The 14,016-nt window shown below is 58.9% G+C and carries 12 protein-coding genes and 1 pseudogene; 11 read left to right on the forward strand and 2 right to left on the reverse strand.

The window, feature by feature from the left end; all coding sequences use genetic code 11:
* The first annotated feature begins 152 nt into the window (after window positions 1-152).
* Window positions 153-812, forward strand: a pseudogene (locus tag OMP38_RS21230) (O-methyltransferase).
* On the opposite strand, the gene OMP38_RS21235 reads toward OMP38_RS21230, so the two are convergent.
* A complete protein-coding gene (locus OMP38_RS21235) occupies window positions 799-2,013 on the reverse strand; it encodes an MFS transporter (protein WP_277566936.1) in 1,215 nt (404 codons plus the stop codon). The pseudogene OMP38_RS21230 and the gene OMP38_RS21235 overlap by 14 nt on opposite strands.
* Window positions 2,014-2,181: 168 nt before the next feature.
* On the opposite strand from OMP38_RS21235, the gene hemE reads away from it, so the two are divergent.
* Genes hemE through hemG form a run of 3 tightly spaced genes read left to right on the forward strand, consistent with a single transcriptional unit; the run spans window position 2,182 to window position 5,683 of the window.
* Window positions 2,182-3,231 (forward strand): uroporphyrinogen decarboxylase, encoded by a 1,050-nt coding sequence (gene hemE, locus OMP38_RS21240; RefSeq protein ID WP_277566937.1) that lies wholly within the window; start codon window positions 2,182-2,184, stop codon window positions 3,229-3,231.
* The gene (gene hemH / locus OMP38_RS21245) at window positions 3,228-4,202 is read left to right on the forward strand and encodes a ferrochelatase (RefSeq protein ID WP_277566938.1); all 975 of its coding nucleotides are present in this window, start codon (window positions 3,228-3,230) and stop codon (window positions 4,200-4,202) included. Before hemE ends, hemH begins: the two co-directional genes overlap by 4 nt.
* On the forward strand, window positions 4,199-5,683 hold the full coding sequence (gene hemG / locus OMP38_RS21250) for a protoporphyrinogen oxidase (RefSeq protein WP_277566939.1): 1,485 nt from the start codon (window positions 4,199-4,201) through the stop codon (window positions 5,681-5,683). Before hemH ends, hemG begins: the two co-directional genes overlap by 4 nt.
* A gap of 431 nt (window positions 5,684-6,114) precedes the next feature.
* Here hemG and OMP38_RS21255 read toward each other — a convergent pair whose 3' ends face one another.
* On the reverse strand, window positions 6,115-7,044 hold the full coding sequence (locus OMP38_RS21255; protein ID WP_277566940.1) for a transposase: 930 nt from the start codon (window positions 7,042-7,044) through the stop codon (window positions 6,115-6,117).
* A 400-nt stretch (window positions 7,045-7,444) separates the two neighbouring features.
* On the opposite strand from OMP38_RS21255, the gene OMP38_RS21260 reads away from it, so the two are divergent.
* The 7 genes from OMP38_RS21260 to OMP38_RS21285 all read left to right on the forward strand — a co-directional run bounded on the left by OMP38_RS21260 (window position 7,445) and on the right by OMP38_RS21285 (window position 14,015).
* Complete coding sequence (locus OMP38_RS21260; protein WP_277566941.1) at window positions 7,445-9,280, forward strand: cache domain-containing sensor histidine kinase; 1,836 nt, start codon at window positions 7,445-7,447, stop codon at window positions 9,278-9,280.
* Window positions 9,252-9,845 (forward strand): response regulator, encoded by a 594-nt coding sequence (locus tag OMP38_RS21265; RefSeq protein ID WP_277566942.1) that lies wholly within the window; start codon window positions 9,252-9,254, stop codon window positions 9,843-9,845. The genes OMP38_RS21260 and OMP38_RS21265 overlap by 29 nt, the downstream gene beginning before the upstream one ends.
* A complete protein-coding gene (locus OMP38_RS21270; protein WP_277566943.1) occupies window positions 9,790-10,473 on the forward strand; it encodes a hypothetical protein in 684 nt (227 codons plus the stop codon). The genes OMP38_RS21265 and OMP38_RS21270 overlap by 56 nt, the downstream gene beginning before the upstream one ends.
* A 31-nt stretch (window positions 10,474-10,504) precedes the next feature.
* Entirely contained in the window at window positions 10,505-10,879 is a 375-nt protein-coding gene (locus OMP38_RS21275) for a helix-turn-helix transcriptional regulator (protein ID WP_277566944.1), read from the forward strand.
* A gap of 28 nt (window positions 10,880-10,907) precedes the next feature.
* A complete protein-coding gene (locus tag OMP38_RS34890) occupies window positions 10,908-11,681 on the forward strand; it encodes a glycoside hydrolase family 3 N-terminal domain-containing protein (protein WP_338130597.1) in 774 nt (257 codons plus the stop codon).
* A complete protein-coding gene (locus tag OMP38_RS34895; protein WP_338130598.1) occupies window positions 11,656-12,504 on the forward strand; it encodes a glycoside hydrolase family 3 N-terminal domain-containing protein in 849 nt (282 codons plus the stop codon). Before OMP38_RS34890 ends, OMP38_RS34895 begins: the two co-directional genes overlap by 26 nt.
* 158 nt (window positions 12,505-12,662) lie before the next feature.
* Window positions 12,663-14,015, forward strand: a complete 1,353-nt coding sequence (locus OMP38_RS21285) for a CapA family protein (protein WP_277566945.1) — start codon at window positions 12,663-12,665, stop codon at window positions 14,013-14,015.
* Window position 14,016: the final 1 nt, after the last annotated feature.

Raw genomic sequence — 14,016 nt, forward strand, 5'->3', positions numbered from 1 at the left:
TGGCGCGTTTACATACAGAAAACAGTATAACGCTTCGACATCTTTTTTTCACGCGCGAATGATGCCGTATTTTGCAGGAAAGGCGGACAACGTATATAATTTTGTTCGCTTAGATAAGGGCGTGACACAAGTTTTCGGAGGAGGCGAAGCGGATGGCGGAAAACAGGGAAGATGAACGGGCGCCCAGTCCCGAAGCGTACTTCGACGGTTTGTTCGGCGAAGATGCAGATTTGGTCCGCGTGAGCGCGGCGATCCGCGAACGGGGGGATGCCCGATATTTCGGTGGCGCCCGGTTACGGCAGGCTGCTGACGATGCTGGTCGCTGCGGCGCGGTGCAAGGCGGTGCTGGAGATCGGCGCGTTGGCCGGATACAGTGGCATTTGCTTGGCACGCGGCCTGACGGAGGGGGGCAAGCTCACGTCGCTCGAGCTGAAGCCGGAATATGCCAAGCTAGCGACGGCCCATATCGTGGAAGCGGGTTACGGCGATTGCGCGGAGATGATCGTGGGGGGATGCGCTGGCGTCGTTAGACAAGCTCCAGGCGTCGGGGGAGGCGCTTCGACTTTTTTTTCATCGATGCCGACAAAGAAAATTATCCGAACTATCTCGAACGCGCGATCGGTCTTGCGGTTCCCGGAGCGCTGATCGCCGCCGACAATACGCTCCTCCGGGGACGTACGTTGAACGAAGCGAAGCAAGGACCCGCCGTGCAGGCGGTTCGGGATTTCAATCGGCGTCTCGCGACCGACCATCGTCTGCTCGGCACGCATTTGCCTTCCTACGACGGTCTCGCGCTGTTTATGGTCCGCTAGTCGCGGCAGGCGTTCCATTAACGAGCGAGCTTCGCGCCCAGAGCGAGGTGCCGAGAAGCGCGGCCGCGGAAATAAGAAAGAGGCCTTCGATGCCGATGTAGCCGGATAAGGCGCCTCCGATGACGGGGCCGGCCATGTTGCCGAGCGCCACGGCGCTGCTGTTGAAGCCGAACGCCATGCTCACTTTGTCGTCTGGGGTATGCCTGCGAATGAGCGCGTTGACCGTGGGGATGAGCCCGCCGACGAAGCAGCCCAGCAGAAACCGACAGACGAGGAGCTGGCCCACGTTCGCTACGAACGCCTGGGGAATAAAAAGGAGTCCGGCGCCGAGCAGCGAATAGACGAGCACGCGCGTGGCGCCCTTTCGGTCGCTCACCCTGCCGAGCAGCGGCGCGCTGATCATGTTGGAGAAGCCCGTGACCGAGCCGACGAATCCGGCCCAGAAGGCGAGATTCTCGGTCGTGCCGTGCAGATGCTGCACGTAGATCGGGATAAGCGCCATCGGGCTCAGCATCGCGAACTGGATGAGGAAGGTGACGGAAAACAGCGCCGGCAGCTGTCGAATGGCGGCAAGCTGCCGCAGTCCCGATGCCAGGCTGGCTTGCGGCGCGACGCGGGCGGCGGCCCGGTCGAAGCGTTCCCGCACGAGCAGCCAAGAGAGCACGGAGGCGACGAACATGAGCGAGCCTGTAATATAGAAGATCGGCCGGAAGCCGAACGTATCCGCCATCAACCCGCCGATCAACGGACCGAGGATCGTGCCGGCGGTGCCGCCGGATTGCAGCGTGCCCATGGCGAAGCCGATCTTTTCTTTAGGCGTCGATGCGGAGACGAGCGACACGGCCGCAGGGGAGTAGCCGGAGATGATGCCGTTGGCCATGCGGAGCAGCAGCAAATGGAGCGGCGTCGCCGCAAAGCCCATCAGCACCATGACGATCGACATGCCGAATCCCGATCGCAGCAGCATCACTTTGCGTCCATAGCGGTCGGACAGCTTGCCCCAAAGCGGCTGAAAGAAAAAAGAAGTGACGAAGTTCGCCGCGAAGATGAGTCCCGCCCAGACGCCGATCTCATGCTCGCCGATTACGCCGAGGTCTTGCTGCAGATAGAGGGACAGAAAAGGCGTGATCATCGTCATGCCGGCCATGACCAGAAAGTTTCCCAGCCACAGCACCGCCAAGTTGAGTTTCCAGCGTTCCAAGCGTGCACCTCGCTTCTTGTTCACGGGATATATAACGGTTTGTCAACTAATTGTCATAAGGAACCGAGGGCGGAAGGTTGTGGCATTCGGTCAAAAAGGGCATAATAAAACCGAATGATCGCTTCGTGCTCGGGACCCATCCTATACTTAAAAAGGGGATACTGCAATATGAATGACCGCTTCTTGCGCGCGTGCCGCCGAGAGCCCGTAGATCGGGTGCCCGTCTGGTACATGCGACAGGCAGGACGATACGACCCCGATTATCGTAAAATTAAAGAGAAATACAGCTTGCTCGAAATTTGCCGGCAGCCGGAGCTTGCGGCCGAAGTGACGATGATGCCCGTGCGCAAGCTCGGCGTGGACGCCGCGATTCTTTACTCCGATATTATGAATCCGGTCGCATCGATCGGCATCGACTTCGATATCGTCAAAGATATCGGGCCGGTCATCGACAATCCGGTCCGCTCGGAGGCCGATGTGGATCGACTTAAGCCCTTCGACGCTGAACGGGACTTGGGACATGTCCTCGAAACGATCCGCATTCTGAACCGGGAGCTCGACGTGCCGCTGATTACGTTTGCGGGCGCACCGTTTACGCTGGCCAGCTACATCGTGGAGGGCCGGCCTTCCAAGTCCTATATTCGAACCAAGGCGTTGATGTACGGCGAGCCGGCCGTTTGGCACAAGCTGATGGGCAAGCTCGCCGATATGGCCGCCGCCTACTTGCGCGCGCACGCAGCCTCGGGCGCTCAGGCGGTGCAGCTGTTCGACAGCTGGGTAGGCGCTCTTGCGCCCCGCGATTTTGCCGAATTCGTGCTTCCTCACGTCGAGAGCATCTTCGCGCAAACCGCGGATATCGCCATCCCGAAGATCTACTTCCCGGGCGTGAGCTCAGGCGAGCTGCTTCCATATATGAAAAGCTTGCGGGCCGACGTGATCGGACTCGATTGGCGCGTATCCATCTCCGAAGGCCGCGTGCGTACGGGCGGGCGGTTTGCCGTTCAAGGCAATCTCGACCCGTACGTGTTGACCGCGCCGCAAGAGGTCATCCACGCCAAAGCGCGCGCCATCTTGGACGAGGGCATGCGCGAGCCGGGCTTTATCTTCAATCTCGGACATGGCTTGTTCCCTGAAGCTTCGCTCGAGAAGTTGAAGGAGCTTACCGACTACGTCCACGATTATACCCGCCAAATGCTGGCATCGGAGGTATCTCTATGAGCGTTTCCGACCAAGCGCCGATCGGCGTCCTCGTCATGTCGTACGGTACGCCGGAGAGTTTGGAGGGCGTCGAGGCTTATTATACGCATATCAGGCGGGGGCATCCGCCGACTGACGAGCAGCTCGAGGATTTGACGTCCAGATACCGCGCCATCGTGGGCGGCGTTTTTCCGCTGCGGGAGAATACGAACCGTCAGGTGGAGGCGCTTCAGCGGCGATTGGACGAGCTGGCGGGGCAAGGACGTTACGTATGCTATCAAGGGTTGAAGCATGCGGCGCCATTCATTGAGGACGGCATCGAAGCGATGTCGCGCGACGGTATCGAACGGGCCGTTGGAATCGTCCTGACGCCTCAATACTCGTCGATGAGCGTCGGCGGATATTTGAAGAGAGCGCGGGAAGCGGCGGAACGACATAACGTTGCTTTTGCCGGCGTAGAGAAATATCATCTTCATCCGGTGTTGATCGAAGCGTTGGCCGAGCGGGTCACTGCCGGACTGGACAAAGCAGGCGTATCGGCCGACGACGGACTGGTATTGTTCAGCGCGCACAGTTTGCCCGCCCGCATCCTCGAGATGAACGATCCGTATCAGGATCAGCTGCTCGAGACGTCGAAGGCGGTCGCGGAGGCTGCCGGCATCTCCCGTTGGCAGTTCACCTGGCAGAGCGCCGGCCAGACCGGCCAGCCATGGCTCGGACCGGACATTGTGGAGACGCTGAACGGGCTCGCCAAAGAGAATGTCAAGTTCGTGCTCGTGACGCCGGTCGGATTCGTATCCGATCATCTGGAGGTTCTGTACGATATCGACATCGAGGCGAAACGCCATGCATCGGAGCTCGGACTTGCCTTGGATCGTATTCAGATGCTCAATGACGATCCCAAATACATGCAGGCGCTCGCGGATTCGGTAATCGGCGCGGCAGGCCGATATGACGAGAAAGCCGATGCCGCCGGAGCATCCGGGGTATGAGCGGCGAACGTTCGCTGCGGATCGCGATCGTCGGCGGAGGACTGACCGGATTAAGCGCCGCCTTCTACGCTTGCCGTCTTGCCGACGAAGCGGGCGTCCATGCGAGCGTCGCGGTATTCGATTCCTCGGACAGACTTGGCGGCAAGATCAATACGCTGCGGCGCGACAGTTTCGTTATCGAGCGCGGCCCGGATTCATTTCTGGGACGTAAGCTTCCGATGCTCCACCTGGCCAAAGACCTCGGTCTGTTAGGCGAGATTGTCGGTACGAATCCCGCTGCCGTTAAAACGTACCTCGCCCATGGCGGCAAGCTACTTCCCATGCCCAAAGGACTTAATCTGGGCATCCCGAACGACCTCGGCGCATTCGCGCAAAATTCGTTGATATCGCCGCACGGCAAGCTGCGGGCGCTCGACGAGCTGCGCATTCCGCCCAGATTGTCGGAAGAAGACGAGTCCGTGGGCGATTTTCTCGAACGCAGGCTCGGGAGAGAGATGGTCGATGCGATCGCCGAACCGCTTCTCGCAGGCATACACGCGGGCGATTTGTACAAGCTTGGCCTGCGGGCGACGTTTCCGCAGTTTGCGGAGATGGAGCGCAAGTACGGCAGCGTCATTCGCGGGATGATCGACGCGAAGCGCAAAGCCCCAGCGGCCGGCGCCAAGGCTGCGGCCGCAAGATCGGAGGCGGTCGGCGGCTATCCGATCCCGCCGACGGCTTTTTTGACCTTCCGCGACGGACTGAGCGCCTTGATCGATGCTCTCAAAGCCAGACTGCAGGCATATCGCTGCGACATTCGGATCGGCATCGGAGTCCGCTCCCTGGAACGCGCTTCTATGGATAATTCTCCTCATGCAGGCCTCACTTCCGGAGCCTACAACTTACATTTGGACGATGGTTCCTCCTATGAAGCCGATCGCGTGCTGATCGCTTTGCCGGCATACGCGGCGTCAGGGCTTCTGAATCCGCATATCGACGTTTCGGCGCTGGAGCGGGTCGATTACGTATCCGTAGCCAACGTTGTGCTCGGCTTTGACGCCAAGCCATTCGGGCATAAGCTGGACGGTTCCGGATTTTTGGTTCCTCACTCGGAAGGGCGGACGATCACGGCCAGCACGTGGACGTCAGCCAAATGGCGTCACACGGCACCGGCAGGGAAGCGACTGATCCGCTGCTACGTCGGCCGCGCAGGCGACGAATCCGGCGTGGAACTTCCCGACGACCGTCTCGCCGAAGCCGTTCGACATGATTTGAGGGAGCTGATGGGTTTGACCGCAGAGCCTGAATTCGTAGAGATCACCAGGCTTCGCCGCTCGATGCCTCAATACCCGGTCGGACATACAGACGCTATCGCGGCGCTTCGAGCGCAACTTGCGTCGTCACTGCCCGGCGTCTACGCTGCCGGGGCTCCATTCGATGCGGTAGGCCTGCCTGACTGCGTTGAAATGGGACGAACCGCCGCGGTCCAAATGCTCGGTTAATCGCGCAACAATCGACCGCCGCTCCGCCGATTAACGGCGAAGCGGCGGTTTTCGATTGACCTTCCATAAAATACCATCCTACTGAGCAGATGCTCTTTTTCTCGCCCGCATGCCACTATCCCCATGACTCAGGAAACGGGGGTACCTATGCTTTTTCGAAGCATCCTAACACCAGAAACAACCAACAAGCGATAAAAGAAACAGACCAGAATCAAGAATCACCATGGAATAACAATCGGCAATGTACAAGAATCAGCGAGAGACAATAAACAGCCAGAAAGCAGATTCAAATGAAAAAATCAACGTGAGACAAGCAACAGCAAGGGCAAGAAACAGCCGGAAACGCAGAGTCAACACAAAACAAGAAACAGCGGGAGATAAGAAAAAGCAATAAATCAGAAATCATCAAGGGTCAAATAATCAGCATCCCATCAAGCCCCCCAACGGGACAAATGAGAGCCTCTCCAACGGGCTTTGCTTCCGAAATAGAGCCAAGGCACTTGTAGCGTTGGTTTAAACGCGGTGAGTTGCGGATAGGTAACGACAGGAGAGTTCGCGCACCATTCGACCGTCGATTGAAAGGCCGAAGCGCTGCGAAAAGCGCAATTGAGGCGAAACGTAAATTCATTCAAATATCCTTGCAAATGCTTGGCGCCGATGCCGTTGAAGGTCAGGTTGAGCCAAGCGTTCAATTGTCGAGCAACCAAGCTTAGGGCAGGATGATTTTTACGATACCGGTGGATCTCGGGCAGAGAGGAACAATTGGTATGCGCTTCGTGAAATGCTTGGACGCCTTCGGGTTTGACAAATCGTTTATTTTGGTAAACGTGGCTCGGATCAGGTTGTTTGATCTTGATAACGGCAGGCAGGCCTTCGTCGTTGAACGAAGCGCCGATGAGCAACGGCTGACGTGCGTCATCGAAGGTCGGATCGCCGTAATAACATCGGTCGATGCGGACATCGCCGGTTAACAGGATGGAAGCGTCGGCTTCGGACATGGCGTTTCTGATTTTATGAGCCATCAGCCAGGCGGTTTTGTAGGTGACCTGAAGCAATCCGCTGAGCCGCAGAGCGCTGATGCCATCCGTGCGGGATAACAAATAGATCGCATGAAACCATCGGGTCAAGGACGTGCGGCTGCCTTCCATAACCGTTCCTACGATCAGGGACGTCTGTAGCCGGCATGAAGCGCATTCGTACAGGGGCAGGCGTCGAGTCGATATTTCATAATATCGGGTACTGCCGCATGCCGAACAGCGAAACCCGCCTGGCCAGCGAGCGTCGAACAAGGAAGAGATACAAGCTTGCTCCGTGCCGAAAGCGGCAAGAAACTCGTCGTTTGTCATCGGGGCTTCCAGCATGGCCACGGCGCTCCTTTAAAAAAAGCTCATTCCAATGATTAAATAATACCAAACATATGTTCTTAATTCAATCGTTGAATTCCAAATTTATGTTAAATGTAAATGTTAGTCGAAAGTTAAAAAATCGCTTTTCCTGAGCGACGGGGATAATGGCATGAAATCAAAAAAAGAGGTGTATAGCGCCTGTGCCAGCTTGTAGAAGATTTTATCCCTTGACCCTATGAATGTCTGCTTATGTATGCCTCCGCCGCGCTCTATAATGTGACTACGGCCCGCTTCCATCCTGCTATAATGACACCAGGAAGTTAGACGAACATTTATCCCTTATGCGGGAAAGAGAAAGGCTGGGTCCGATGAGTCTGGGCAAGCGCGTGTTTACCGCCTTTTTTTCTTTATCATCATGCCGCTCGTCGTGCTTGGCACGATCTCTTATTTGACCTTCCAGCATATAACGGAGCAGAAGTATTCGGATCAGATGGAGCTGTCGATGAACGCGATCGGCCGCAATCTGAACAATATGATCAAGGAAGCGAACTACTTCTCGGACTTCTGGGTGACGACGGAGGACAGCGTGGAGAGCGTGGAGCAGGCGCTCGGCGCGGGCGTGCAGAGTACCGGGGGCAAGCAAGACAAGTCCAAGGAGACCGAAAGCGGAGATTACGAGGAGCTGCTCGAGAAACAAAAGCTAACGGGCCGGGTGCTGCTCACGTACCCCGGGATTAAGTCGGTAACGCTGTACCATATCGACGGCAAAGTCGTGAATCTCCGGTTCGTCGTCGACGAGCCGATCCCGAGGGACGTGCTGGAGAGCAATCCGATCTACCCTGAAGTGCTGAAAAAAAACGGCGCGCCGGTATGGATCGGTCCGAACGAGGATGCGAGACTGACGGGCGCGAACAACCTGTTCACGCAAATCCGGGTGCTGCTCGACATCGATACGCTTCAGCCTAAAGGCGTGCTGGTCATGCGCTTCGGCATGACCGAATTGGCGCGGACTTTTAATTTTTATAATACGGAAGGGGACGGCGACAGGCGGTATCTTATCGTTGGCAGAGGCGGCGTCGTCGTATATGACAGTGCCGGGAAGAACGAAGGCCGGTCGTTCGCGGAGACCGACCCGGACGGCAGGCTGGACCTATCGCGTAACTTCCAGACCCAAAAGATGAAGTTCGACGGCGAGAAAAGCCTCGTCTCCGTCCACAATCTGGGCGACATCAAGCGCCTTGGCACGGGAGACTGGACGCTGGTCACCGTGACGGACTGGGGGTATTTGTCGGGGGATCTCGCTTCGATTCTCCGGTACGTCGTGATGATCACGATCGGCTGTCTGGCCTGCGCGCTCGTGTTCAACCTGATGTTCGTCCGGCGGACCATCAGCTTCATCGTGAGCGTCGTCGGCGCGATGCGGAAGGTGGAGCGAGGCGATCTCACGACGCGGGTGCCGGTGACGGGCAACGACGAGACGGTTATCCTCGCCAAAGGCTTTAACAGTCTCGTCGAGCGGGTGTCGGAGCTGCTCAGCGACGTGACGATGGAGCAGCGGCGCAAGCGGAAGGCGGAGATGATGCTGCTCCAAGCGCAGATTAAGCCGCACTTCTTGTTTAACGCGCTGGAATCGATCAACATTTTGGCGGTCCAGAACGAGGGGCGCAAAGTTAGCAAAATGGTGCAGCGGCTAGGCAATATTTTCCGCATCAGCATCACGCAAAAGGAAGAAATCACGATCGAGCAGGAGCTGGAGCATCTTCGCAGCTATCTGGAAATTCAAAAGTTCCGTTTCGAAGAGCTGTTCGAATATACGATCGAAGTCCCGCCGGCGTTAATGGGGCATTCGATTCTGAAGCTAACGATCCAGCCGCTCGTCGAAAACAGCATTCAGCACGGGTTTGAGGGCATCGATTATTCAGGCAAGATTACCGTATCGGCGGCGTTAGAAGACGAAAAAATCGTATTTTACGTGGAGGACAACGGTATCGGCATCTCAGACGAGCGGCTCGCCTCGTTCGCCTCAAGCGGCGTGACGACGCTCGAACAGCTCTATGAGGAATCGCCGGAGACGGGCGAGAGGCGCGGGATGGGCGTCGGGAATGTCGCCGATCGGCTGCGCATTCACTACGGCGCCAACTATGGACTGATGCTGTGCAGCGCGCCTGGGCAAGGAACGATCATCAAGTGCGTCATACCTAGCGAGACGGGAGGCGGCGAACGTGAGATTAAAGGCGCTGTTGGTGGATGACGAGATCAACATTTTAAAAAACCTTCAAGCCGTCATTCCTTGGGAAGAGCTTCGCGTCGACGTCGCGGGTACGGCCAAAAACGGCGAGGCGGCGCTTGCGCTCGCCCGCGAGCATTCGCCCGAGTTGATCCTGTGCGACATCCGCATGCCGGTTATGGACGGCATTCAGTTTTTGGAGGAACTGCGCGAGATGGGTTCCGACGCCGAGGTGATCATGATGACGGGCTACCAGGACTTCAGTTATGTCCGATCCGTCATTCGGTACGAGGTCAAGGATTATATTTTGAAGCCGCTCGACTACGACGAGTTGGGTCAGACGATCAGCAGGCTGGCTGACGGCATTCGGGAACGCAAGGCAGAGCAGCAAAGCATTCAGCGGGAGTGGCACCAGGTGTTTCACCTGGCCTACGAAAAAGTGCTCTACGACGTTCTGATGGAAGTAGGGGGCGGCTCGGCAAAGCCTTTCCTGAAACAACATGAGCTGTCGGGCGGGGGGGGTGTCGTTCGCAATGCTGCTTGTGGACGTGGCGGATTATTCGCAGAAGGAACGCAATTGGGACGATAAGGAGCGAAAGCTATGGAATTTCGCGGTCCACAACGTTCTTCAGGAATATTTGACATCGCTTAAAATACCTTATACCGCGTTGCAGGTTCGAAACGGGGAGTGGTGCGTGCTGATCGAACGCATGCCCGCAGCCGCGTTCGACAGGGCGGAGTGCGAGGAATGGAGCCGCCAACTGAGGGAAGCCGTGGAGCGGTATATCAAGATCCAAATACGCGTCGCGCTCCATCCGGCGCCCGTATCGCTGGAAAAGCTGGCGCGGGTTTACAAGAATCTGCAGCGTTCGCTCAGCCTGAACGCCGGAACAGACGATGCGGTTATCGTGCCCGAGCGGACGAAGCAGCAATCGGAGCATTCGCAGCGATTGTGGGATCGGATCGAGGAAATGGTCACGGGGCTCAAGCGCTGCGACCGCCGGAAAACGGAGGGCGCGCTGCGGGAACTGAACGAAAGCTTCCGTCATCTGCCCGACGATTCGTATGAGCGCGTGCAACCGATCCTTCACTATCTCTGCCTGCATCTGCTGCGGGAGATGCGTTCGATGGACGTCATACAGGGGGGAGGACGAGACGGAGTTTTGGAAGCAGCTCGACCGCAACCCGGGCATTCGCGAGACGCTGACCGTCATTAATCGGCTGGTCGACCGTTCGATCGACAATGTAATGAAAAAGAAGACGAGCGACGTGCTGATGCTGTCGGCGCGCGATTATATCGAACGGAATCTGTCCTCCGATCTTAGCATCGATGCGATGGCCGATTATTTGGGTATCAGCGGCAGCTATTTCAGCCTCTTGTTCAAGCAGCACTTCGGCGAGACGTTCGTCGAATACGTCACCAAGCAGCGGATGGAAATGGCCAAGTCGATGCTCGCCATCAGCGATAAGAGCATTACGGCGATCGGCTTGATGGTCGGCTATGCCGAACGAAGATATTTCACCCGGGTATTCAGCAAATATACCGGGTTTCTGCCTTCGGAGTACAGGGAGCAAACGCAGGGCAGGACGTTGGCGCAGGACAAAAACGATTCCGGACGATAATCGCGCGGAGCAACGAAGGAGAAAAGAAATGTCGAACCTTAATCGCGGTCCGGACGGCCTGGACCTCAAGAGCAAAGTCGGCCAGCTGTTCATGTGCGGATTCGACGGTCATGAGCCTGCAGACGGTATTCGCCGGTTGATCGAGGATTACGGGCTCGGCGGCGTCATTTATTTCAGGCGCAACTTGAAGGACGCCGTGCAGGTCGCTAGCCTGACGAAGGCGCTTCAGGAGAGGGCGGCCGTGCCGCTCCTGGTGTCGATCGACCAGGAAGGCGGCATGGTCGTGCGCCTGGAGGAGGGCGTGACGGTCATGCCCGGCGCGATGGCCATCGGCGCAGCCGGCGACGCCGAGCTGGCCCGCGAGGCCGCGATGCGGTCGGGCGCGGAGCTGCGGGCCCTCGGCGTCAACATGAACTTCGCGCCTTGCCTGGACGTGAACAACAATCCCCGCAATCCCGTTATCGGCGTCCGGTCTTATGGCGAGAATCCGCAGAAAGTGGCCAAGCTCGGCACGGCGGTCGTTCTCGGCTACCGGGAGGGCGGCATCGCGGCCGTCGCCAAGCATTTTCCCGGACATGGGGACACGGCTGCCGACTCGCATCACGCGCTGCCGGTCGTGCCGCACGGGCGCGATCGTCTGGATGCGGTGGAGCTCGTGCCTTTCCGGGCTGCCATCGCGGCCGGCGTCGACGCGATCATGACGGCGCATGTCGTTTTCCCGGCGTATGAGCCCGACGGCGTGCCGGCGACGCTGTCGAAGCGGATCCTGACGGGGGGTGCTGCGCGAGCGGCTCGGCTTTGATGGCGTCGTCGTCACAGACTGCCTGGAGATGAACGCCATTTCGGAAACGATCGGCGTCGCAAGGGGGGCGGTCGAGGCCGTCAAAGGAGGCGCGGACCTGATCCTCGTGAGCCATCGGCTCGATCGGCAGATCTCGGCGCTCGAAGCAGTGTACGAGGCCGTGCTGGCGGGCGAAATCCCCGCGTCCCGCATCGACGAAGCCGTCCGGCGCGTCTGGTCGCTGAAGGAGAAGCGCGGGCTGTTCGCTGGTACGTCGGCTGCGGCGCCGGACGCCGCGCTGGCAGAAGCGGTGGCGCGCAGATTGAGCGAACGAGCGGTGACGGTCGTGAAAGGCGCGGAGCGGCTGCCGCTCCGTGCCGACGGCCGGACGCTGGTCGTCTGGACGGAAGCCCGCACGAGCACGGAGGTCGTCGAGGCGGTCGAACAGAGCTGGACGCTCGGCGCGGCGCTTAGCGGAGGAGTGGTGGACGTAACCGAAATCGCGATCGGTCTCGAACCGACGGAGGCGGAAAAGAACGAAGTGACGTCGTCAGCCGTGGCTGCGGAAAGCATCGTGTTCTGCTCCTACGATGCGGGCTTCTACCCCGGGCAGGCGGCACTCATTCGGGTGCTGCATGAATCGGCCGAGGCGGCGGGCCGGACGTTCGTCCTGGCGTCCTTGCGTACGCCGTACGATCTGCTTGAGGTTCCGGCGGTTCCCGTATATATTTGCGCATACGAGAACAAGCCGTCGATGATGTCGGCTTTAGCGGGCGTATTGACCGGCAGGCTGCCTGCCGTCGGACGGCTGCCGGTAACGATCGGCGATTACCCTTGTTTCTGACCGATCTTCTTTATTATGCGAAGCCGCCGTTCAGCCTCAGCGCTGACGGCGGCTTCTTGCTTAGACCCGCCTGTCGCGGGTCATGGGGGGTTTCGCCTCGGCGTTCGAGTCTATGTTATAATAACGGGCATTAAGCGATCGTCGGAGGTCTCATCTGAATGCCTTATTCCCGTGTTCAATCCAAGCAAAAAGCCAAGCGGAAACGCCGCTTTCCGATCGTCGCCATCGCCGTGCTGGCCGTCGCGCTGATCGCGGCCGTAGGCGCGTATGCGGCATTCGTGGCGGGCAACGGGGACGGCGGCGCGTCGCCGCCGCCGGTCTCTTCCGCATCTTCGTCTGCCTCCGCGTCCGCGGGGCCGCAACCTTCCGGCGCTGCTGCCTCGCCGGCCGAATCGTCCGAGCCTGCGGAGACGCCCGATTCAGCCCCTACGTCCGAACCGGACGACGAAGGGCAAGGGGAGCCGTCGGACGAGGAGACGCCTGCAGCGCCTTCCCCGTCGACCGAAGCGCCTGCGGCCACGCCCGACGCAGGAACGGCTGAACCTAGCGATTCGGCGCCATCGGGCGCATCCGTCTCGCTTGCCTTCGTCGGCGATATTTTGCCGGCGTCGACCGTCGGCAAGCTGATCGAGCAATACGGCGTGGACTATCCGTTCAAGCTGGCAAAGCCGTTGTTGGAGTCGGCCGATATCGCGGCCGGCAACCTGGAGGCGCCGATCACGACGCGCGGCACGCCCGCCGAGAACAAGCAATACGTATTCAAGGGTAAGCCGGAATACCTGGCCGGACTCAAAAACGCCGGGCTGGACGTCGTCAGCCTCGCCAACAACCATACGCTCGATCAGGGCTGGGAGGGTCTGAGCGACACGATGGACGCGCTCGACGACATCAAGCTCAAGCATATGGGTTCGGGCGCGGACGACAAAGAAGCGTTCGAGCCCGTCTATATCGAGCATAACGGCATCACGGTCGCCTATATCGGCGTCTCCAACGTCGTGCCGGACGGCTCGTGGAAGGCGGGCCCCGATCATCCCGGCGTCGCCGAGACTTACGATACGACCCGTGCCGTGGCTACGGTCAAGAAAGCGCGCGAGCTCGCGGATATCGTCGTCGTGATGGTCCATTGGGGCAATGAGCGCGCGGATACCCCCAAGGACGCGCAGTTTAACGTCGGCCATACGCTGATCGACGCGGGCGCCGACCTGATCGTCGGCAGCCATCCCCATGTGCTGCAAGGCTTTGAGGCTTACAAGGGCAAGTGGATCGCCTACAGCTTGGGTAATTTCGTTTTTACGACGAAGCAGGCGTATTCCAAGACGCAGGATACCGGCGTGCTAACCGCGACTTGCACGGCGGACGGCAAGTGCCGGCTCAAGTTCGATCCGATGTACGCCAAGGCTTCGCAGCCCGGTCCGATGGCGCCTGAACAAGCCGAAGCGCTGCTGGCCAGGCTGAGTAAGGTATCGTACGGCGCGAGCGTCGATTCGAAGGGCCGCATTACGGCTAAGTAAA

The sequence above is a fragment of the Cohnella ginsengisoli genome (assembly GCF_029525555.1).
GTDB classification, from domain to species: domain Bacteria; phylum Bacillota; class Bacilli; order Paenibacillales; family Paenibacillaceae; genus Cohnella; species Cohnella ginsengisoli.